We start from the raw sequence: 21,238 nt of genomic DNA, 5'->3' as shown, positions 1-21,238 counted from the left end.
AGACAAATATTGTTAACGGAACATGCATAAACTAGCAGCATATCTTTTCCGGTAGCACAAAGGATGGTGACGTAACAGTGAGATGGAAAGGACGTACCGTAATCGCGCTTGTACTCATCTCGATGGTAGCCAGCAGTTTTATTACGATGGCGATCATGAAGACATCGGCTAGCGCCAGTTCAAGTCAAGGTGGGGCTTTAACAGCTTCCAGCATGGCGCTGTTTTCTGGGAGCGGAGATTATCCGAAAGAGTTCCAGAAGTTGTACGAGGCGTTTTCCACGATCAAGAAAGATTACATCCAAAATGTCACCAATGAGCAATTAGTAGAAGGTGCAATTGGCGGAATGGTCGGGTCGCTCGAAGATCCGTACAGTGATTACATGGACCCTCGTTCTGCTGAGGAGTTCACATCTACCCTACACTCGACTTTCCAAGGGATCGGGACAGAAGTTACGATGCAAAATGGTCGGGTAACGGTTGTTTCACCATTCAAAAACTCTCCAGCGGAGCGTGCAGGGCTGCGACCAAACGACCAAATTTTGAGTGTAAATGATGAATCTCTTGAAGGATTGGACCTGCATCAGGCAGTGACGAAGATTCGCGGGCCTAAAGGTACAAAGGCGGTTCTCAAAGTAGTGAGAGCCGGAGTGCCAGAGCCTCTTACCATCGTGTGTGTGCGGGATGATATTCCGATTGAGACGGTAAACAGTCAGATACTCGAGAAGAACGGTGTTAAAGTAGGCGTAATCAACATTACCCAATTCTCTACAGACACAGCTAAGCACTTCAAAGAACAGCTGGCTGCTCTCGAGCAGAAGGGAATTGGCGGTTTGGTAATTGACGTTCGAGGCAATCCGGGCGGGTATTTGCTGGCTGTGAAAGAAATCGGAGAAATCCTCGTACCGAATAAAGGCAAGATCGTGCAAATCGAGTATGGAAATGGCGGACAGCAAAAAGAAGAATATTTCTCGACAACAGAAGCTGCTAAGTCTTATCCAATCTCAGTACTGATTAATGGCGGAAGCGCCAGTGCTTCGGAGATTTTGGCAGGTGCCATGCGGGATAGCGGTAACTACAAGCTGGTCGGCGAGAAGACCTTTGGTAAGGGAACCGTTCAGAGTACAATGGAAATGAACGACAAGAGCCAATTGAAGCTGACGATTGCCAAGTGGGTCACGCCGAAGGGCGAATGGGTCCATAAAAAAGGCATTACGCCAGATTTTGCAGTCAAGCAACCAGACTATTTCAACGCAACTCTGTTGCCGGCAGATAAAGTATTGCAGCGCGACATGGCTGGTACTGACGTGAAAAACCTGCAGCTCATCCTGAAGGGCTTGAATCTGTCCCCAGGACGCGAAGATGGCTATTTTGATGAAAAGACAGAGGAAGCAATCAAGCAGTTCCAAACCTCCAGCAAGCTTGAGGTAACTGGTAAAGTAGACGCGAAGACACGCTCTTCGCTGGAAGAAAGTCTCCGTAAAACGATGACGAAGCCAGAAAATGACCTGCAATTGCAAAAAGCTCTGGATGTAGTTACGGGCAAGTAATGAATAATCAAGAAAATGGAAGCAGGTAATTCCCTGCTTTCCGTAGAAATGATAACCACGGCAAATCAAATGCCGTGGTTTTTCTTTCTTTTAGTTGAGGTGAGGCAATTGGCGATACAGGCAGATATGCTTACCATTGCATATGGCTTTGCCGCATTTTTTATCAATCCTGTTTTCTATCTCTTTCTGGTTTTTATTTATTTGCATTATCGCAGACAGATGAACCTGGAAAGACAGCTTTTTTCTGCACGCATTCAGTCACCCTTGCTCTCGACGATACGGGCAGTAGGGATGGGCTTGGTGGGAGGCTTGCTTATTTCTCTTCTTAGTGCAGGACTCGGCGTGGTCGTGCAAGCACAGGATTTGTGGATACTATGGGGATTGGCGCTCATCTTGGCGTTGATTCGTTTACGGTTTCTCTGTTTCGCATATGCTGCAGGGATTTTGGCGATTTTACACGCGATCACACAGGTCATTCCACCGGTTACGGATGTTCCTGGATTGAGCTATGTCTGGGAAATGATACGTCAGGCGAAACCTTTGCCGTTGCTTGCGTTAGTTGCGGTCATGCATCTGATTGAAGCGATGCTCGTACGCTGGAATGGTGGGCGGGACGCTTCTCCGCTATTCGTGGAAGGGCAGCGTGGTCGGATCGTCGGTGCCTATTTGCTTCATTCTTTTTGGCTGACGCCAGCCGTGTTGTTCGTACAGTTGGAGCCAGGTGCTATCAGTGGTGCATTGTATCCGGGGTGGCCGTTCTTTTCGCCGGAAGCCGCTTCATTCGGACTGATGCTTTTGCCGACGGTGACCGGGTTCTCCGATATGACGCAAACGATGACACCTTATAGAAAAGCAACGCAGGTTGCGAAAAATTTGACACTGTATGCGATTGGTTTGTTGGGGTTATGTGCTCTGGCTGTATGGTTTTATCCGTTGATCTTGCTGGCCGCGATCTTTGCACTATTCGGTCATGAGGCGTTGTTTTTCTGGAGTCAGTATCAAGAAAGAAAGCGTTCGCCTTATTTCATCCAGTCTTCACGTGGTGTAAAAGTAATGGGTGTCATTCCAGGGACGAGAGCAGAGGAAATCGGCATCACGCCCGGTGAGATTATCGTGAAAGTAAATGGCATTTCGGTGCGGGAAAAAGAAGATTTGTATCCAGCACTACAAGCCAATCCTGCCTTTTGCAAAATGGAAGTACTCACGCGTGAAGGCGAGCTGAAGTTCGTACAGTGTGCAGTCTATGCGGGTAATCATCACCAGTTGGGGATCATTGTGGTTCCGGATGCAAATACCCGTGCATTTGTTGATTTGAAACGCGCCAGTGTAGTCGAGCTGATCAAGCAAAAGCTGGAGAAGCTGAATGTAGGAGCATAAGGATAGTTGGGGAGAAGGTATGCAGTCAAAAATGCATACCTTCTTTTTTTCTAGAAAAGCTTGTCCATTCGGAAACTTACTGGTGGCAGTTGCGTCTCAATGTAGGAGGAAAAAAGAGGGAGTGGGTTCGGTGTTCAAAGTGAAAAGAACGGTCTCGTGGTTTTTGTCGGGTACATTAGCTGCAGCCACAATTTTTGCCTCCCCCTTATCAGGAGTAGGCGCAACGAGTCCTGTGACCGTAGCGCAGGCTCAATCGGTTGTGGCTGTCCCGATGCACGTGACGAAAGGTGTCCAAAAGCTAGTCAAGCTTTTACCGGAGCTGTCTTCGCGCTATGTCGTTTACGGTGGCGATGTGGATGGACCTGGTGTTAGCGGGGTGGTGGTCACGTTTGCACAGTCTGCTGCTGAGGCCGAATCGTCCATGGATGATGCGATTTTCGACGGACAGACAGGGGAGTTGCTCAGACTGAAACTTACTCCGAAAATAGCAACAAAGCCTGCCTACCCGACTGAGCAGCAGGCCAAAACACGTGCGCTGGCTTTTGTCGCTGGTTTGCAGGGAACAGGTACAGGTAACGCCTATCAAGCGAGAGAGGTATATAAAAATAAGGACCTGTTGACGGTTCGACTGGTGCGAGTCCTGAATAATGTTGTACTCGATGACGATTATGATTGTCTCGTCAGTTTTGATGCATCGGGAAGAATTGTTTGGTTTTCCACTTTTGATGGCAGGCTATACGAAAAAGTAAGTCCCGCTTCACTCCCATCTCCACAGCGCGTCATCTCTTCCGAACAAGCTGTACGAAAGTGGCAAGAAAGCCGTCCATTGGAACTTGTTTATTTATTGCCCATTCATAAGCAAAGCGATCAGGTAGAAGCAAAGCTTGCTTATGTCCTGAAAAATGGAATTATAACGCAGCAACATACAGGTAGTGCATTAGATGCCTTTAGTGGCAAACGATTAGTAACAAAGAATACCCGAGGGACAACCAATCCGTCTCAGACCATCAATGTGACAGGAACAGGTGAGAAGTGGGTAGCGCAAACAGAGTCGCAAGCGCGTGATTTGTTACGCATGTTGTTTCGAATCGAAACAGAAAAGCTGTCGCTATCCATCTACGAGGCGAGTTACGATGATGGTCCAGCCCTTCGTTATTTCATATGGGGAAATTTTGGTGAGGGGGTTCCCGATGCCGACAAGATATCACGAATGGCTACCTTTCCCGAGGGAAGTAGTAACGGCGAGCAGCATCATCTTCTCGTGACGGATGCAAAGACTGGTGAACTGCTTGAATTTTCTACGAGGGTGAACAATCCGCATTGGTCTAATGTGAAAACGGATAAGAAGCGAGATCGAATAGAAGCGGATGAGCTTTTGAAAAGACTGACTCCGTCTGGAAGCAATCAACTCCAAATAACGGAGGATGGAAATAAAAGGTACACCTCGATCGTAGCTGATCCTCTCGTGAACAGCATTCCGGTTTATGGGATCAATCAGAGTGTGGAGGACGGGATGTATACGATTCGGATCGATTCATGGACGGGTGCATGGGAACAGGTAAGCATAAACAAACCGGCCAGTGTCAAATACCCGGCCCATTCCCAAGCACTTAAAGAACAAGTGGCCATGACCCGTTTACTGCAAACCTTTCCACTTGAGCTGACCTACATCCACCAGCCGGATTACGAGAAAAACACGATTACATGGAAGCTCGGCTATGACCTTTCGTTTCGTCAGACTCGCTCGTATTGCTTCTGCGGGGGAGAATTTAAAGTAGATGATACATTTTATGTGGATGCGATAACCGGAAAAGTGATCGTAAACGAATAGGACCCTGTATAAGAAAAAGCCGCCTTCTCCGATTTCGAAGAGTTGCGGCTTTTTGTATACGATTCTAGGCAGTTGCTTCGAATCCCGTGATTTGGTTGAGAGCGACTTTCTTATCATCCTTGAGGACGAATTCGACTACTCCGTTTTTCATGCTGACAGCTTTGACCACGCCTGTAAGAGGCGTATTGGTAGTGGTACCGTCCGGATTCGTCTGAGACTGATTGTACGTGATGTTGTAGCCGATCATTTGCGCATAGGCAAGGGAGTTGCCCATTGTTCTGTTTTCAGGTTTCACCGTCATGCCTACGATTTCTTCGGCTTTTACGGTTGATCCATTATCCAGTTGGAATTGTGCGGTACCGTTTTTGGTGGTAAAGCCAGTGATGACGCCATTCAAGATTTCATCAACCTTGGAAACGTCGTTTTTGGTATCTGGATTGCCATCCCGGTCGACTTCCTTTGTTACTTTATAGGAAATCTCACGACCGATCATTTCCATGTACTTCACGCTGTTGTCGAGCGTATTGCCGGCCAGACCTTGCGATTCCAATCCGGAGACGTCTGCCAGCGGAATCGGTGTCGATTCGCCTGCGATACGGAAGTAGATTTTGCCTTGATCCATGTATACGGCATCAAGTACGCCTTCTTTCTTCTCCGTCTTAGTTTCTCCCGTCATCTCGTCTTTTGTAGTAAGGGAATACGAAGCAGTACGACCTACCAGCTTTTCATACTTCTCCAAAGTGACCATGCTGTTGTTCGATTGCTCCATCAGCGTGGTCATTTTTGTGATTTTTTCTACCATGGTCAGCATACTTGTTTGCTGGATGAACTGAGAGTTGTCCATTGGGGACATAGGGTCTTGATGTTTTAACTGCTCGAGCATGAGCTTCATAAAGGCATTTTGGTCGAGCTCGGTGGTGAATTCTTTTTTGCCTTTATAGCTCAAATGAGGTTGTATATATGGATTATTTTTAACGGTTGTTCCGGTATCTGACATGTCAATCCTCCCTGAAGGTGGCGAGTCTATCTGTGCATGTTTGCACTTCCTTCATCTTATATCGGACAAATCGGTGGAAAGATGAAGACAAACGTTTGTTCGAATTTTGGGCTTAAACTAGCCGGAATTGTGTTATAATGGAAGTAGAAACAGTCATGCTATGAGGAGATGAACGAGGGAATGGAGCGTTTTGAATTGGTATCGGAGTTTCAACCGTCCGGTGACCAGCCGACCGCCATTGCCGAGCTGGTGGCAGGGTTACAAGCTGGCAAGCGACACCAGACATTGCTGGGGGCGACGGGAACGGGAAAGACTTTTACGGCTGCCCAGGTAATTGCTCAGGTGAACAGGCCAACACTCGTGATGGCACACAACAAAACTCTGGCCGCTCAGCTATGTGCAGAGTTTAAGGAGTTTTTCCCGAACAACGCGGTGGAATACTTCGTCAGCTACTACGATTACTATCAACCCGAAGCATACATTCCCCACTCGGATACGTTTATTGAAAAAGACTCGAGCATTAACGACGAGATCGACAAGCTCCGTCACTCGGCTACCAGTGCGTTGTTTGAACGCCGAGATGTCATCATTGTTGCCTCCGTCTCATGCATTTACGGATTAGGTTCGCCTGAAGAGTATCGGGAGTTGCTCTTGTCTTTACGTGTTGGCATGGAAACAGGACGGGACGAGATTTTGCATCGTCTGGTCGATATCCAGTACACACGCAACGACATCAACTTCACGCGCGGTACGTTCCGTGTGCGGGGTGACGTCGTGGAGATTTTCCCTGCCTCAGAGAGTGAGCAGGCGATTCGCGTTGAGTTTTTTGGAGATGAAATAGAGCGGATTACTTCGATTGACGTACTGACCGGCGAGATTTTGGGACAGCGTGATCACATTGCCATCTTCCCTAAATCTCACTATGTGACGCGCGAGGAGAAAATGAAGCTGGCTGTCCAAAGCATCGAGGCCGAGCTGGAAGAAAGACTGAAAGAATTCCGTGATGCGGGAAAGCTCTTGGAAGCACAGCGACTGGAGCAACGTACACGGTATGATATTGAGATGATGATGGAGATGGGCTTTTGCTCCGGTATTGAAAACTACTCGCGCCATCTGACAGGACTGCCTGCCGGGCATGCTCCGTATACCTTGTTGGATTACTTCCCAGAAGATTTTATCGTCATGATGGATGAGTCGCATATGACCTTGCCACAGGTTCGGGGGATGTATAACGGTGACCGCGCACGGAAAGATGTACTGGTCGATCACGGATTCCGTCTGCCTTCTGCACGCGATAACCGCCCACTCAAGTTCGAGGAGTTTGAAGGAAAGCTGAAACAAGCGATTTACATTTCAGCTACGCCGGGTCCTTATGAGCTGGAGCACAGCCCAGAAATGGTGCAGCAGGTGATTCGTCCGACAGGCTTGATTGACCCAACGGTTACGGTACGTCCGATCAAGGGACAGATTGACGATTTGATTGGCGAAATCCAAGCCACGATTGCGAAAAATGAGCGGATTCTCGTCACGACTCTGACGAAGAAAATGTCTGAGGATTTGACGGACTATCTGAAAGAAATCGGAATCAAGGTCCGCTATCTTCACTCGGATATTAAAACGATTGAGCGGATGCAAATATTACGTTCATTGCGCTTGGGTGAGTTTGACGTGCTAGTCGGAATCAACCTCTTGCGGGAAGGCTTGGACTTGCCGGAAGTATCGCTTGTGGCGATTTTGGATGCAGACAAGGAAGGCTTCCTGCGCAATGAGCGTTCGCTGATTCAGACGATTGGTCGGGCTGCGCGGAACTCAGAGGGACGCGTTATCATGTACGCGGACAAAATGACAGATTCGATGACCTCTGCGATTCGAGAGACAGAACGTCGTCGTTCCATTCAGATGGCTTACAATGAAGAGCACGGCATCACGCCGCAAACCGTGAAAAAGTCCGTCCGCGAAGTGATCGAGGCGACCAAGGTAGCGGAGGAAAAAGCAGATTACTTGCCACATGCAGACTTTAAGAAAATGCCGAAGAAGGATCGCGTGGCTGTTATAGAACGTATGGAAGAAGAAATGAAGGAAGCGGCACGCAACCTTATGTTCGAGCGTGCGGCCGAATTGCGTGATTTGATTCTTGAGCTGAAGGCGGAACTCTAAGGAGAGGTTTTTTTCATGCCATTAGAACATATTGTCGTAAAGGGTGCACGTGCCCACAATCTGAAAAATATTGATGTAGTCATTCCGAGGGACAAATTCGTCGTTCTGACGGGTTTGTCTGGCTCGGGTAAGTCCTCGCTTGCTTTTGACACGATTTACGCAGAGGGACAACGACGCTATGTCGAGTCTCTGTCTGCATACGCCCGTCAATTTCTTGGGCAGATGGACAAGCCGGACGTGGATTCGATTGAGGGACTTTCCCCTGCGATCTCGATTGACCAGAAAACAACGAGCCGCAACCCTCGCTCCACGGTAGGTACGGTTACGGAAATCTACGACTATTTGCGCCTTTTGTATGCGCGTGTTGGGAGAGCGGTTTGCCCGGAGCATGGCATCGAGATCCAATCTCAGACCATTGAACAAATGGTCGATCGACTATTGGAGTATCCTGAGCGCACGAAAATGCAGATTCTCGCGCCGATGGTACAAGGACGCAAGGGAGAGCACGTCAAGTTGTTCGAGGACATCCGCAAGCAAGGTTTCGTCCGTGTGCGGGTCAATGGTGAAATTACCGATCTGTCCGAAGACATCAAGCTGGAAAAGAACAAGAAGCATAACATTGAGGTTGTCGTTGACCGGATCGTCGTGAAGCCGGATGTACAGGCGCGTCTCGCAGACTCCTTGGAAACGGCACTTCGCTTAGCAGATGGCAAGGTCATCGTCGATGTAATGGAGCAAGAAGAGCTGCTGTTCAGTGAAAAGCATGCTTGCGCGATTTGTGGATTCTCCATCGGGGAGCTAGAGCCGCGGATTTTCTCCTTTAACAGCCCGTTTGGTGCTTGTTCGGAGTGTGATGGACTGGGTGTCAAGTTGGAGGTAGACCCGGATATGGTCGTTCCCGATGCGACGAAGACGCTCGATGATGGGGCGATTGGCGCATGGGAGCCGAAGACTTCTACTTACTATCAACAATTGTTGGAATCAGCTTGCCGCCACTTTAACATTCGGATGGATGTGCCATACGAGGAGCTTACAGCAGCGCACCGACAAATCTTGATGTACGGCAGTGAAGGCGAAAAAATTCACTTCCGCTATGAGAACGAGTTCGGGCAAGTGCGTGAGGCGGTCGTACCGTTCGAGGGTGTCGTCATTAATCTGCAACGACGTCATTTGGAGACGAGCTCAGATTACATCCGTGAACAAATCGAAGGCTTCATGAGCCAAAAGGCGTGTCCTGTCTGCAAAGGCCAACGTTTGCGTCAAGAGAGCTTGGCGGTAAAGGTCGGGGAGCGCAGCATTTCCGAGCTGACTACGCTGTCGATTCTCGATGCGCATCAGTTTGTCGGTGGGCTGGAACTGACAGAGCGGGAAACGAAGATCGCGAACCTGATCGTAAAAGAAATCAAGGCGCGACTGAACTTCTTGATTGATGTCGGACTGGATTACTTGACGCTGAGCCGTGCGGCGGGAACATTGTCCGGGGGAGAAGCGCAGCGGATTCGACTGGCTACACAGATCGGCTCTAGTCTGATGGGCGTTCTCTACATTTTGGATGAGCCGAGTATCGGACTACATCAGCGGGATAACGCGCGTCTGATCAAGACGCTGGAGCATATGACCAAGCTGGGGAATACATTGATCGTCGTCGAGCATGACGAAGATACGATGATGGCTTGCGATTATATTATTGATATTGGACCGGGCGCCGGCATACATGGCGGTCAAATTGTCGCGGCAGGAACACCGGATGAAGTCATGAAGGACCCTAACTCCTTGACTGGTGCCTATTTGAGTGGGCGCAAATTCATCCCTGTTCCGATGGAGCGTCGCAAGCCTTCGGACAAATGGATCAAGATTGAGGGCGCGAAGGAAAACAACCTGAAAAACGTCACTGCGAAGCTTCCTTTAGGCGTTTTTGTTGCCGTAACAGGTGTATCTGGTTCAGGAAAAAGTACATTGATCAATGAAATTTTGCAAAAGACACTGGCTCGCGATTTGAATAAGGCAAAAGTGAAGCCAGGGGAGCATCGTCGCATCCTAGGACTGGAGCATCTGGATAAGGTGATCGACATCGACCAATCTCCAATTGGACGTACACCGCGTTCCAATCCGGCGACATATACAGGTGTCTTTGATGATATTCGCGACCTGTTTGCTTCCACCAACGAAGCCAAAGTGCGCGGCTATAAAAAAGGTCGCTTCAGCTTTAACGTCAAGGGTGGCCGTTGTGAAGCGTGCAGTGGTGATGGGATCATTAAAATCGAGATGCACTTTTTGCCGGATGTGTATGTGCCTTGCGAAGTTTGCCATGGCAAACGCTACAATCGCGAGACGCTCGATGTAAAATACAAAGGCAAGAACATTGCAGATGTGCTGGAAATGACCATTGAGGATGGCGTAGAGTTTTTCCGCAACCTGCCAAAGATTGAGCGCAAACTACAGACGATTGTAGATGTAGGGCTAGGATACGTAAAGCTTGGGCAGCCTGCTACGACGCTCTCTGGCGGGGAAGCGCAACGCGTCAAGCTCGCTTCTGAACTGTATCGCCGCAGTACAGGACGTACGCTTTACATCCTGGATGAACCGACAACGGGTCTGCATACAGATGACATTGATCGTTTGTTGAAGGTATTGCAACGATTGGTTGAAAACGGTGAGACGGTTCTTGTCATCGAGCACAATCTCGACGTGATCAAAACGGTTGACTACATCGTGGATTTAGGACCAGAGGGCGGTACTCGCGGTGGAGAGATTATCGGAACGGGCACACCTGAAGAAGTGGCCAAACTAGAAGGCTCTTATACGGGTATCTATTTGAAGCCGATTTTGGAACGAGATAGAGAACGGACGAATGCCAAGCTAGAGCAATTCGTTTCGAAGTAATCAAGAGATAGCCTCCCTGATCCAGGGGGGCATCTTTTCTAGGTGGACGTAAAGGGGGAGGAAAAGATGGATTACGTGAAGGATTCTCTTGCCGCACTACCTGCCGATCTGGTGGCAGAAGCACAGAAGCGCTTTGATGGACAAGATCCTGCACACGATTGGCAGCATAATTTGCGTGTGATGGCGATGTGTGAGCGGATTGGTCGCGAGGAAGGGGCAGATATGGAAGTGCTGCGCCTCGCTGCTTTGCTGCATGACATCGGGAGAGCAGAAGAACGGCAAACAGGAGAGTGCCATGCCGAAATCAGCGCAAGACTAGCAGGGGTATGGCTCTCCGAACGCAGTATGACGGAAGAATTTATCTCACGTGTACAGTCTACAATTCTCGCCCATCGTTTTCGCAAAGAACGACCTCCACATACTTTGGAAGAAAAGATCCTGTTTGATGCCGACAAGCTGGATTCGATTGGGGCTATTGGAGTGGCTCGGGTTTTTGCTTATACTGGGGTTATTGGGCAACCCATACAATCGGATGATCCCAATCAGCATACACCGTATAAGGAATACACTTGGAAGCTGCAGCGCATCAAAGACAAGCTTTTCACCAAGACTGCCCAGAAAATCGCCGAAGACAGGCATCGATTCATGACAACGTTTTTTGAGCAATGGGAATGGGAAGTAACGGGGATTCGTTAATCGTTGCGCGAAGGCAAGACTGTATAGGGGGAATGCACCATGAGCCGCTGGATAATCAAAATGCTTTTAAATGGGGCTGCGCTACTTCTGATCAGCAAGTGGTTCCACTCCATTCATGTCGCGAATTTCACAGTAGCACTATGGGCTACGTTGATATTGGGGATGGTAAACACCGTGATTCGGCCGATTCTCCTGTTTTTTACTTTTCCCTTGCAAGTATTGACGATCGGTTTGTTCTGGTTTGTCATTAATGCTGTGACGTTTGCGTTGACAGCCTACTTTATTGATGGATTTGAAGTGGGGCCATGGCCTGACAACATTGGGACTGTCATCGTAGCAGCAGCACTGATGAGTATTTTTGGCTACCTCATTGAAGTTGTGGTAGGGATGAAAAGAGAAAAGAGATAGTATGTTCGAAAAAGCCCCGTATTCTCTCAAACGAGTCGCGGGGTTTTTGCCTAATAAGGATGCTCGGTCTTATTAGGTTGTCGTAAGTACAGAGGTTTCGATACAATAGAGACACAACCATAGGGACGGAAAATCCCATGTGAGGGGGAAGATTCATGCGTAAGACGAATGTGAGCCATCTAGTGGACCATTTCAATATGACGATCTTGAGCGGGGAAGAGGGCTTGGGGCGTGAGATTACCGTAACGGATTTGAGTCGTCCCGGCCTGCAGTTAGCCGGTTACTATTCGTACTTTGTGGAAGAGCGAATTCAATTGTTCGGCTTGACGGAAATCAACTTTTTTCAGACGCTGACCCCAGAGGAACGGCTGGAACGGATGAATTTTCTCATGCAAAGTCAGGTTCCTTGCTTCTGTGTGACCCGTAATCAGATGGTGCCTGAAGAGATGATTAACGTTTCCAATCGGTTGGGGGTACCTGTACTTCAGTCCCCGCTGGCAACGACGACGCTAGTCGGGAAAGTGACCAACTTCCTGGAGAATCGTCTTGCACCAACGACGACGATTCATGGGGTACTCACAGACATTTATGGCGTCGGCGTTTTGATTATGGGATCGAGCGGGATCGGGAAGAGTGAAGCCGCACTTGAGCTTGTAAAGCGCGGACACCGACTCGTAGCAGATGACGCAGTGGAGATTAAGCAGACACAGGGTGGGCAGCTAAGTGGTAGCGCTCCTGAGCTGATTCAGCATCTCTTGGAAATCCGCGGTGTGGGGATTATCAACATTATGACGATGTTTGGTGCTGGTGCCGTGCGCAATGTGAAAAACATCGAGATGGTTGTTCAGCTAGAGCTGTGGGAGCCACATAAAATGTACGAGCGGTTGGGGCTCGATGAGGAAACATTGAAGATCATGGATACCGAAATTCCGATTATTACCGTTCCTGTTCGACCAGGACGAAACTTGGCAGTCATCATTGAGGTTGCAGCGATGAACTTCCGTCTGAAACGGATGGGTTACAACGCAGCAATGCACTTCACACGCAAACAGTCGAATGCCATTTTAGAAGATGCCGATTCTGACTTGTAGGAGAAAGAGACGCATATGAGGAAGACAACACGTTATCCCGTAAATGGGGTAAATCCGCTTTGGCACATGTATCGAACGGTAAGCTTCTGGAAAGTCATGAAAAATTTCATCGTCATCCAACTCTCGAGATATACGCCGATTGTTTCATGGAAGAACTGGATGTACCGCACATTTTTGCGTATGGAAGTAGGCCAGCATAGTGCGGTTGCGCTGATGGTGATGATGGATATCATGTTTCCGGAGAAAATCAAGATCGGCCGTAATTGCGTGATCGGGTACAATACGACCATACTTGCGCATGAATATTTAATAGATGAATACCGTTTGGGAGAAGTGATTATTGAGGATGCTGTCCTAGTGGGGGCCAACACTACCATTTTGCCTGGAGTAACGATTGGCAAAGGGGCCATTGTCGCAGCGGGAACGGTTGTTCATAAAGATGTCCCGCCTGGTGCCTTTGTAGGTGGGAACCCCATGCAGCTTATTCGAATGAAAGCTTCAGAGGAAGAAGTCATGTAGCGTCTCTTCCATTGTGTTCAGCCGTCAGGTGCTTATCCTGGCGGTTTTTGTTTTGTGTTAAATTTTCCGACTATTCTTATCTTGGTTGACCTAAGATTCTCGTCGTGGTAATCTTCTTCATAACACTTTAGTTTGTTACCATATTAGCAGAGTAAAGCGAATGCGATGGAGGGAACAAAGATGGCAAAGCCGTTGGGATTCGAAAAGCCGCTCGGGATGCGGGACATACTGCCGGAATCACTGGCGAAACAACGGCACTTGGAGCGGGAGCTGAGGCGGTGTATCGAGAGATGGGGCTATGACGAAATATCCACACCCTCTCTGGAATACTTCGATACGGTAGGAGCAGCAAGTGCAACATTAACAGACCGGATGTTTCGCCTCCTGGATAAACAAGGCCATACCGTAGTCCTGCGTCCAGATATGACAACGCCAATTGCAAGGGTTGTTTCCTCCCTTTATAAAGATGTTGCATTGCCAATTCGGTTGTATTACCAGGCAAATGTGTTTCGGGCACAAGAAAAGGAAGCGGGACGGAATGCAGAGTTTTCTCAAACCGGGATCGAGCTAATCGGAGATGCGTCTGTCGATGCGGATGCAGAAGCCATTGCGCTTGCTGTGTTTTGCTTGCGGGCAGCGGGTGTGGAAACATTCCGCATTGCCATTGGGCATGTTGATTTCGTAGACGGTCTTTTGGAGGAAGAGATTGAGGATGAGCCTATTCGCAATCAATTCCGACAGTTTTTGTACGAACGGGACTTCGTTGGCTTCCGGCAGCTACTCGCGACAGTAGACATCCCTACGGAGGCAAAAAGCCGATTGGAATCCTTATTGCGCCTGCAAGGGGGAAAAGGGAAGATTGAGGTCGCCCGCGAACTGGCAGGCAAGGGAAAGGCAGGGAGGGCAGTCGAGACGATTGCTTCCTTGTGGGAGTCGTTAGAAGCCTACGGAGTGACCGAAGATTTGTTGATTGATTTCAATCTGATCATCAATTTGAACTACTATACAGGCGTTGTTTTCGAAGGGTACGCTGCGGACTTGGGCTCCCCACTATTGGGCGGAGGACGCTACGATCAATTGCTCTCCCAATTTGGGCGTGCTGCACCCGCCACAGGCTTTGCGATCAAGATGGATCGGCTGCTTCAGGTCACTCCTTTGGTAAAAAGGCAAGCACATGCTCGCGTGTTGCTTGTTTACACGGAGGATTGCCGCAGTGCCGCTTTGGCAGAGGCACAGCAATTGCGTGAGGACGGGCTCGTAGTGGTGACACGTCTCGTCTCCAAAATAGATGAGAAACAGGTTGGCCAAGAAGCGGGATTTACCAAGGTCATTTGCATAACACAACAGGGGGAGTAGGAGATGGCACTTACGAAAAACGACCAAAAGCTGACGATCGCCATGCCAAAAGGGCGGATTTTTGAAGAGGCCGTCCACTTCCTCCAGCAGGCTGGTTTGCAGGTTACTGCGGATCTACAAGATTCTCGTAAACTGATCATTCCTGTGAAAAATGCCAAGCTCGAATTCATTATGGCGAAGCCTACCGATGTTCCTACTTATGTCGAGTATGGGGTGGCTGACGTTGGTGTGGTTGGCAAGGATGTTTTATTGGAAGAAGAACGAGATGTTTACGAGCTGTTGGATTTGCATATCGGCTATTGTCGCATGATGGTAGCGGGTCTACCAGATTGGAAACCGACGGAAGCGCTGCGTGTTGCGACGAAATATCCGAAGATTGCGTCACGTTATTTTCGTGAGCAGGGACAGCAGGTTGAAGTAATCAAGCTGAATGGTTCCGTAGAGCTTGCACCGATGATTGGACTGGCTGATCGTATTGTGGATATTGTCTCAACAGGTAGGACATTGCGGGAAAATGGATTGGTCGAACTGGAGAGCATTTGTGAAATTACGACGAGGCTGATTGCCAATCGAGCCAGCTATCGGATGAAAAGTGAAGCGGTGGATGAGATCGCTGGAAAATTTTTAGAGGTCGTTCCTCGCGGGAACTAGAGAAAAAGGGGAGACAGCCATGCGTATCATGTCAGCCAGCCAGTATGACGGGAAACGATCGGTAGACGCAGGGACGAGAGAACAGCAAGAAGCGGTGAAGGCAATCCTCACCTCGGTTCGCCAGCAAGGGGACGAAGCGCTGCGCTATTACACGGAACGATTTGATCGTGTGCTTCTACAAAACTTCCGGGTGAGCGAAGGCGAATTTGCAGAAGCAAGTGAGCTCGTTTCTCCACAAGTAAAGGCAGCATTGAGGGAAGCAGCCGAAAATATTCGGGCGTTTCACGAGCGGCAAGTGCGTCAGTCCTGGTTTACCACCAAAGAGAGTGGCACATTGCTGGGCCAACTGATACGTCCGTTGCAGCGCGCTGGATTGTATGTACCAGGCGGAACGGCTGCTTATCCTTCCAGCGTACTGATGAATGCCATCCCTGCGAAAATCGCAGGTGTTCCAGAAGTCGTCATTACGACACCACCAGGAGCGGATGGGAAAATCAACCCTGCGATACTCGTTGCGGCTCAAATCGCAGATGTGACCGAGATATACAAGGTAGGTGGGGCACAGGCAATCGCGGCACTGACCTACGGAACGGAGCAAATCAAAGCGGTTGATAAAATCGTCGGGCCTGGCAATATTTTCGTGGCACTGGCAAAGCGAGAAGTATTCGGATTGGTCAGTATCGACATGGTGGCAGGGCCAAGTGAAATTGCGGTGATCGCAGATGAAACGGCCAACCCGCAATACGTTGCGGCAGACCTGCTGTCTCAAGCTGAGCATGATCCGATGTCAGCCGCTATATTGGTTACGACATCAAAATCGTTGGCGGAGCAGGTGTCACAGGAAATCGAGCGACAGCTTGCCGATCTTCCACGCAAATCGATTGCGGAAGCGGCGATACGCGACTACGGCGCTATTTTACTCGTCGACGATTTGGACGAAGGGTTTGCCGTCATCAACCGTATCGCACCTGAGCATTTGGAAATCATGATGGCGGAGCCGTTTGAGTATCTCGGAAAAGTGGAAAATGCAGGTGCGATTTTCCTCGGCCCATACAGCTCAGAGCCAGTCGGCGATTATTTTGCCGGTACCAATCATGTGATTCCTACGAATGGAACGGCGCGATTCTCCTCGCCATTATCCGTGGATGATTTTATCAAGAAGTCGAGTGTTGTTTCCTACAGCAAGCGAGATTTGCGAGACAATGGACATAAAATTGTGGTACTAGCAGAGCAGGAAGGATTGTCTGGGCACGGTCGAGCTATCCTTGCGCGATTGCGAGATTTTGAGACCGAAGAGCAGGAGAGTGAAAAGAGATGAGTGAAGGGAAACAACGTGCAGCACAGATCGAACGCAATACGAATGAGACGCAGATCGCGCTTTCCTTTGGTGTAGACGGCGCGGGTGAGAGCAAGCAAAATTCGGGTGTTCCATTTCTGGATCATATGCTAGACCTGTTTACCCGACACGGACATTTTGACCTGACTGTCAAGGCAAAGGGAGATATCGAAATCGACTATCACCACACGGTGGAGGATATCGGGATTTGTCTTGGGCATGCTCTGCGGGAAGCGTTGGGAGACAAGAAAGGCATCAAGCGTTATGGAAATGCGTTTGTCCCGATGGATGACGCGCTAGCGCAGGTCGTCATTGACATCAGCAACCGTCCTCATCTGGATTATCGCGCTACGTACCCTACGAATATGGTTGGTCAGTTTCCGACGGAGCTGGTACACGAATTTTTATGGAAGCTCGCACTGGAGGCGCGGATCAATCTGCATGTGATCCTGCACTACGGTCACAATACGCATCACATGATCGAGGCGATTTTCAAAGCGCTGGGCCGTGCACTGGATGAAGCGACGACGATCGATCCGCGTGTAAAAGGGGTCCCGTCAACAAAAGGGGTTTTGTAACATGATTGGCATCATCGATTACGGCATGGGGAATTTGTACAGCTTGAGCAAGGCGTTGGAAAGGCTGGGCTATTCGTACGAGTTCGTCTCTCAAGCAGAGCGTCTACAGCAATATAGCGGGTTGATTTTGCCGGGAGTCGGGGCGTTCGGGGATGCTATCGCCAACATACGTGAGCTTGGATTAGAGCAAGCGATCAAGGGATACGTAGTAACAGGTCGTCCAATCTTGGGCATTTGTCTCGGTATGCAGCTCTTATTTGAGAAAAGTGCGGAGCATGGCGAGCATACGGGCTTGGGACTGCTCGGTGGTGAGGTCGTTCGTTTTCGCGGGGATTACAAGGTACCGCACATGGGCTGGAACCAACTGATGATAAAGCAAAAGCAACCGTTACTAAACGGTGTGCAGGATGGCGATTACGTTTATTTTGTCCATTCGTATCATGTCCTGTGCCAGTCTGATGTCTTGCTTGCGACGAGTGACTATCACCAGGACGTCACGGCCATTGTGAATCGTGACAACGTATATGGTATGCAGTTTCACCCGGAAAAGAGCGGAGAGACAGGAATGCTACTGCTGCGTAACTTTGCCGTTCAATGCGAGGGGGTTTTGACATGAGCTTTATCGTTTATCCGGCGATCGATATTCGCGGGGGCAAGTGTGTTCGACTTTTCCAAGGAGATTACGGGCAAGAGACAGTGTATGCTGATTCGCCGCTCGCGATGGCGAAGCGCTGGGTAGAACAAGGGGCTTCCTGGGTTCATCTCGTAGATTTGGATGGGGCAAAGGAAGGCAAGCCTGCAAATGCAGCGCTCATCAAAGAGATAGCGCGCTCGATCCCTGTACCCGTGCAGGTTGGGGGCGGTATTCGAACAGAAGAGCAGATTGCGGACTATTTGGAATCAGGCGTCGCGCGAGTGATCGTCGGGACTGCTGCAATCGAAGACGAGCCTTTTACGAAGCGAATTCTTCAAAACGATGGGGACAAAATCGCGATTGGTCTGGACTGCCGGAATGGGCTGGTGGCTACCAGAGGTTGGTTGACCACGACAGATGTGCTAGCGACAGTGCTTGCCAAACGGTTGGTTACGTATGGTGCCGAGACGTTTATTTACACCGATATCGCCCGTGATGGCACGATGACAGGACCCAATGTAGAAGAAATTGCAGCATTGGCGATGGCTACAGGTAAATCGGTGATCGCCTCGGGAGGCGTCAGCCAACTGGACGACTTGTTGACGCTGGCTGCCCATGCTTCGAACGGAGTCTCTGGCGCCATTGTTGGCAAAGCACTCTACACGGACGCTTTTACATTGGAAGAAGCGCTCCAGCGTATGGAGGGGCGTGAATCGCATGCTGGCTAAACGAATCATCCCGTGCCTCGATGTAAAAGACGGACGGGTGGTAAAAGGCGTGCAGTTTGTCGGACTTCGCGATGCAGGAGACCCGGTTGAACTGGCAAAGAAGTATAGTGAAGAGAGAGCAGACGAGCTGATCTTTCTCGACATTTCTGCGTCCCACGAAGGGCGCAAGACAATGGTGGATGTCATCGAAAAAACGGCCGCAAACATTACGATTCCTTTCACGGTTGGTGGTGGCATTAACAGCGTCGACGATATGAAAAGGATATTGCGTGCGGGTGCGGACAAAATCTCGTTGAATACAGCAGCTGTTTTGCGTCCGGAATTGATCCGCGAGGGAGCGACGGTCTTCGGCTCACAATGTATCGTCGTAGCGATCGACGCGAGAAGTGTCGGGGAAGATCGCTGGGAAGTGTATACCCACGGTGGACGGAATGCGACGGGGAGAGACGTCATCCGTTGGGCGCAGGAGGCAGAGGCGCTCGGAGCGGGCGAAATCCTTTTGACCAGCATGGACGGCGATGGAGAAAAGAAAGGCTTTGGACTCGAGTTGACCAAGCGGGTATCAGAAGCGGTCGGAATTCCGGTCATTGCTTCTGGTGGAGCGGGCTCAAGGGAGCATTTTTACGATGTGCTGACGCAAGGAAAGGCAGATGCCGCGCTTGCCGCTTCCATTTTTCACTATGACGAGACGTCGATTCACTCGGTGAAAGAGTATTTGCAAAGCAAAGGAGTTGTCGTACGACCATGACAGGAGCAGAAGCATTTGCAGTGGAAAAATTGCGTTTTGACGAAAAGGGTTTGCTTCCTGTCATCGTGCAGGATGCCGGAAGCAAGACAGTCTTAACGCTTGCCTATATGAATGAAGAATCGCTACAAAAGTCATTAGAGACCAAAGAAACATGGTTTTGGAGCCGTTCCCGACAACAATTGTGGCACAAGGGTGAGACCTCGGGTCATACGCAGCGGATCGTTTCCATGCGGTATGATTGCGACGGAGATGCACTGGTTGTGATGGTCGAGCCGAACGGGCCTGCTTGCCATACGGGAGCTTACAGCTGTTTCTCGCAGGAAGTTCTCACCGATACAGATGAGGAGCCGGTACAAGCAGATCGGTTTGCAATCTTGGGTGAGCTCGAAGAACTGATTGCTGCGCGGGAGGCAGAGCGTCCGGAAGGCTCCTATACTACCTACTTGTTCGAAAAAGGCGTAGACAAAATCCTGAAAAAGGTCGGGGAAGAGGCTGCCGAGGTCATTATTGCAGCGAAAAATCGAAGTCGTGAGGAGCTGCGGTATGAGGCTTCTGATCTGATCTTTCACTTAATGGTTTTGTTACGGGAGCAAAAGCTGCCGCTGGATGAAGTGCTGACGGAGCTTCAGAGGCGTCGTTAACAAATAAAGTAATAACCACCTCTGTTTCCAGAGCGTGGTTTTTTTGTTAGAATAATCGGTATCTTACTGCGAAAGGTGTGGTGACCATGAATAAATTCAAGTTCACTTCAAACCAAAGAGACTCCATTTTCAAACACCAATCGAAGGGTAGGATACCAAATGATCAAAGGGAATTTAGTAGAATTACGGCCAGTTATTGCTGAGGATATGGAGAGACTTTTCCATTGGCGCAACGATGAAGAAGCGGCCAAATGGGCAGCGGGCTCAAGTCTGGTAACCTATAGTTATGTTTCGCTCGACTCACTGAAAGCCATGTATGAGGAAAACGTTCGTGCTTCACGGCTGGATGATAAATTAAAGAGGTTTGTATTCTCTGTCTATACCTTGGACGGAGAGCACATTGGAAATTGTGATTACCGAGATGTGAATCCAATTACGAGGGCCGCAACAATTGGCATTGCGATCATGGCAAAAGAGTATTGGAGCAAAGGCTACGGTACAGATACGTTGCGCCTCCTGCTCGACTTCCTCTTTTCCAAGTTGAACTTGAATCGGGTGCAGCTGGATACGTGGAGCGGAAATACGCGTGCCATTCGCGCTTATGAAAAATCAGGCTTTGTGATAGAAGGCCGACTGCGCCAAAATGAATATGTAGATGGGCAGTATTATGACACCATTATGATGGGGCTACTACGTGAAGAGTTTTATCAGCGAGCGAAGGAATAGGTCCCTGTTGTCGAAAATTCATGAGGCACTCAGGATTAGGCTTAAAGCTGGCTAATATTATTTTAATGATGGGCTTGGGAAGCTTGTTTATGACTTTGCTGTTTATGATGATTGCTTCTATCATTGTGGGGATGGATTTCCTGCAAGCTAGCAAGAAAAGAAATGGATATGTCGTTCAAGCTTGAAAATAGTAGAGATAATTAATAGAAAGAGCGAGATAGGATTCTCGCTCTTTTTCCTTTCGTATCGCGGTATTTTAGCTGTTGCTCGTTTATCGGTAAAAAAACTTTTAAAAACACTCTTGATTTAGAGTTTTATATGTGATAGATTATTC

The 21,238-nt window shown here is 49.2% G+C and carries 19 protein-coding genes; 18 read left to right on the top strand and 1 reads right to left on the bottom strand.

What is annotated here, in order from left to right; all coding sequences use genetic code 11:
* Positions 1–77: 77 nt before the first annotated feature.
* The 3 genes from HPY27_RS12675 to HPY27_RS12665 all read left to right on the top strand — a co-directional run bounded on the left by HPY27_RS12675 (position 78) and on the right by HPY27_RS12665 (position 4,755).
* Positions 78–1,547: a S41 family peptidase gene (locus HPY27_RS12675; protein WP_069850783.1), complete on the top strand. Its 1,470-nt coding sequence runs from the start codon at positions 78–80 to the stop codon at positions 1,545–1,547.
* Positions 1,548–1,562: 15 nt separating this feature from the next.
* Entirely contained in the window at positions 1,563–2,924 is a 1,362-nt protein-coding gene (locus HPY27_RS12670) for a PDZ domain-containing protein (protein WP_069850781.1), read from the top strand.
* Positions 2,925–3,045: 121 nt separating this feature from the next.
* A complete protein-coding gene (locus HPY27_RS12665; protein ID WP_174225147.1) occupies positions 3,046–4,755 on the top strand; it encodes a hypothetical protein in 1,710 nt (569 codons plus the stop codon).
* Positions 4,756–4,819: 64 nt separating this feature from the next.
* On the opposite strand, the gene HPY27_RS12660 is transcribed toward HPY27_RS12665, so the two are convergent.
* Positions 4,820–5,752, bottom strand: a complete 933-nt coding sequence (locus HPY27_RS12660; RefSeq protein ID WP_017252236.1) for a flagellar hook assembly protein FlgD — start codon at positions 5,750–5,752, stop codon at positions 4,820–4,822.
* 180 nt (positions 5,753–5,932) lie between these two features.
* Between HPY27_RS12660 and uvrB the strand changes: the two genes are divergently transcribed.
* The 15 genes from uvrB to HPY27_RS12585 all read left to right on the top strand — a co-directional run bounded on the left by uvrB (position 5,933) and on the right by HPY27_RS12585 (position 20,904).
* A complete protein-coding gene (gene uvrB / locus HPY27_RS12655; protein WP_174225146.1) occupies positions 5,933–7,909 on the top strand; it encodes an excinuclease ABC subunit UvrB in 1,977 nt (658 codons plus the stop codon).
* A 15-nt stretch (positions 7,910–7,924) separates the two neighbouring features.
* Positions 7,925–10,792, top strand: a complete 2,868-nt coding sequence (gene uvrA, locus HPY27_RS12650; protein ID WP_173623378.1) for an excinuclease ABC subunit UvrA — start codon at positions 7,925–7,927, stop codon at positions 10,790–10,792.
* Positions 10,793–10,858: 66 nt separating this feature from the next.
* Positions 10,859–11,488: an HD domain-containing protein gene (locus HPY27_RS12645; protein ID WP_174225145.1), complete on the top strand. Its 630-nt coding sequence runs from the start codon at positions 10,859–10,861 to the stop codon at positions 11,486–11,488.
* 39 nt (positions 11,489–11,527) lie between these two features.
* The gene (locus HPY27_RS12640) at positions 11,528–11,896 is read left to right on the top strand and encodes a phage holin family protein (protein WP_174225144.1); all 369 of its coding nucleotides are present in this window, start codon (positions 11,528–11,530) and stop codon (positions 11,894–11,896) included.
* A gap of 155 nt (positions 11,897–12,051) precedes the next feature.
* Entirely contained in the window at positions 12,052–12,987 is a 936-nt protein-coding gene (gene hprK / locus HPY27_RS12635; RefSeq protein WP_017252231.1) for an HPr(Ser) kinase/phosphatase, read from the top strand.
* Between the two features lie 15 nt (positions 12,988–13,002).
* The gene (locus tag HPY27_RS12630) at positions 13,003–13,506 is read left to right on the top strand and encodes an acyltransferase (protein WP_017252230.1); all 504 of its coding nucleotides are present in this window, start codon (positions 13,003–13,005) and stop codon (positions 13,504–13,506) included.
* 180 nt (positions 13,507–13,686) lie between these two features.
* Positions 13,687–14,862 carry an ATP phosphoribosyltransferase regulatory subunit gene (locus HPY27_RS12625; RefSeq protein WP_174225143.1) on the top strand — a complete coding sequence of 392 codons (1,176 nt, stop codon included), beginning with the start codon at positions 13,687–13,689 and terminating at the stop codon, positions 14,860–14,862.
* A 3-nt stretch (positions 14,863–14,865) separates the two neighbouring features.
* Positions 14,866–15,513 carry an ATP phosphoribosyltransferase gene (gene hisG / locus HPY27_RS12620; protein ID WP_017252228.1) on the top strand — a complete coding sequence of 216 codons (648 nt, stop codon included), beginning with the start codon at positions 14,866–14,868 and terminating at the stop codon, positions 15,511–15,513.
* Positions 15,514–15,532: 19 nt separating this feature from the next.
* A complete protein-coding gene (gene hisD / locus HPY27_RS12615; RefSeq protein WP_174225142.1) occupies positions 15,533–16,831 on the top strand; it encodes a histidinol dehydrogenase in 1,299 nt (432 codons plus the stop codon).
* Positions 16,828–17,427 (top strand): imidazoleglycerol-phosphate dehydratase HisB, encoded by a 600-nt coding sequence (gene hisB / locus HPY27_RS12610; RefSeq protein ID WP_174225141.1) that lies wholly within the window; start codon positions 16,828–16,830, stop codon positions 17,425–17,427. Before hisD ends, hisB begins: the two co-directional genes overlap by 4 nt.
* Before the next feature lies 1 nt (position 17,428).
* Positions 17,429–18,043, top strand: coding sequence for an imidazole glycerol phosphate synthase subunit HisH (hisH, locus tag HPY27_RS12605; protein WP_069850755.1), 615 nt, complete (start codon positions 17,429–17,431; stop codon positions 18,041–18,043).
* Positions 18,040–18,789 (top strand): 1-(5-phosphoribosyl)-5-[(5-phosphoribosylamino)methylideneamino]imidazole-4-carboxamide isomerase, encoded by a 750-nt coding sequence (hisA, locus tag HPY27_RS12600; protein WP_174225140.1) that lies wholly within the window; start codon positions 18,040–18,042, stop codon positions 18,787–18,789. The genes hisH and hisA overlap by 4 nt, the downstream gene beginning before the upstream one ends.
* Positions 18,779–19,537, top strand: a complete 759-nt coding sequence (hisF, locus tag HPY27_RS12595; protein WP_174225139.1) for an imidazole glycerol phosphate synthase subunit HisF — start codon at positions 18,779–18,781, stop codon at positions 19,535–19,537. Before hisA ends, hisF begins: the two co-directional genes overlap by 11 nt.
* Positions 19,534–20,178, top strand: coding sequence for a bifunctional phosphoribosyl-AMP cyclohydrolase/phosphoribosyl-ATP diphosphatase HisIE (gene hisIE / locus HPY27_RS12590; protein ID WP_017252222.1), 645 nt, complete (start codon positions 19,534–19,536; stop codon positions 20,176–20,178). The genes hisF and hisIE overlap by 4 nt, the downstream gene beginning before the upstream one ends.
* 159 nt (positions 20,179–20,337) lie before the next feature.
* Positions 20,338–20,904: a GNAT family N-acetyltransferase gene (locus tag HPY27_RS12585; RefSeq protein ID WP_017252221.1), complete on the top strand. Its 567-nt coding sequence runs from the start codon at positions 20,338–20,340 to the stop codon at positions 20,902–20,904.
* The last annotated feature ends 334 nt before the right edge of the window (positions 20,905–21,238 follow it).

The sequence above is a fragment of the Brevibacillus sp. HB1.1 genome, from assembly GCF_013332445.1.
Lineage (GTDB): Bacteria > Bacillota > Bacilli > Brevibacillales > Brevibacillaceae > Brevibacillus > Brevibacillus porteri.
This window is presented reverse-complemented; position numbering and strand designations above follow the sequence as displayed.

What these genes read in the sequence shown, in the direction of transcription:
- HPY27_RS12585 (WP_017252221.1), top strand. Translation starts at nt 20,338, where the DNA reads ATGATCAAAGGGAATTTAGTAGAATTACGGCCAGTTATTGCTGAGGAT.
- HPY27_RS12640 (WP_174225144.1), top strand. Translation starts at nt 11,528, where the DNA reads ATGAGCCGCTGGATAATCAAAATGCTTTTAAATGGGGCTGCGCTACTT.
- HPY27_RS12625 (WP_174225143.1), top strand. Translation starts at nt 13,687, where the DNA reads ATGGCAAAGCCGTTGGGATTCGAAAAGCCGCTCGGGATGCGGGACATA.
- HPY27_RS12670 (WP_069850781.1), top strand. Translation starts at nt 1,563, where the DNA reads ATGGAAGCAGGTAATTCCCTGCTTTCCGTAGAAATGATAACCACGGCA.
- hisA (WP_174225140.1), top strand. Translation starts at nt 18,040, where the DNA reads ATGAGCTTTATCGTTTATCCGGCGATCGATATTCGCGGGGGCAAGTGT.
- uvrA (WP_173623378.1), top strand. Translation starts at nt 7,925, where the DNA reads ATGCCATTAGAACATATTGTCGTAAAGGGTGCACGTGCCCACAATCTG.
- hprK (WP_017252231.1), top strand. Translation starts at nt 12,052, where the DNA reads ATGCGTAAGACGAATGTGAGCCATCTAGTGGACCATTTCAATATGACG.
- HPY27_RS12660 (WP_017252236.1), bottom strand. Translation starts at nt 5,752, where the DNA reads ATGTCAGATACCGGAACAACCGTTAAAAATAATCCATATATACAACCT.
- HPY27_RS12630 (WP_017252230.1), top strand. Translation starts at nt 13,003, where the DNA reads ATGAGGAAGACAACACGTTATCCCGTAAATGGGGTAAATCCGCTTTGG.
- hisH (WP_069850755.1), top strand. Translation starts at nt 17,429, where the DNA reads ATGATTGGCATCATCGATTACGGCATGGGGAATTTGTACAGCTTGAGC.
- hisD (WP_174225142.1), top strand. Translation starts at nt 15,533, where the DNA reads ATGCGTATCATGTCAGCCAGCCAGTATGACGGGAAACGATCGGTAGAC.
- uvrB (WP_174225146.1), top strand. Translation starts at nt 5,933, where the DNA reads ATGGAGCGTTTTGAATTGGTATCGGAGTTTCAACCGTCCGGTGACCAG.
- hisIE (WP_017252222.1), top strand. Translation starts at nt 19,534, where the DNA reads ATGACAGGAGCAGAAGCATTTGCAGTGGAAAAATTGCGTTTTGACGAA.
- hisG (WP_017252228.1), top strand. Translation starts at nt 14,866, where the DNA reads ATGGCACTTACGAAAAACGACCAAAAGCTGACGATCGCCATGCCAAAA.
- HPY27_RS12645 (WP_174225145.1), top strand. Translation starts at nt 10,859, where the DNA reads ATGGATTACGTGAAGGATTCTCTTGCCGCACTACCTGCCGATCTGGTG.
- hisF (WP_174225139.1), top strand. Translation starts at nt 18,779, where the DNA reads ATGCTGGCTAAACGAATCATCCCGTGCCTCGATGTAAAAGACGGACGG.
- hisB (WP_174225141.1), top strand. Translation starts at nt 16,828, where the DNA reads ATGAGTGAAGGGAAACAACGTGCAGCACAGATCGAACGCAATACGAAT.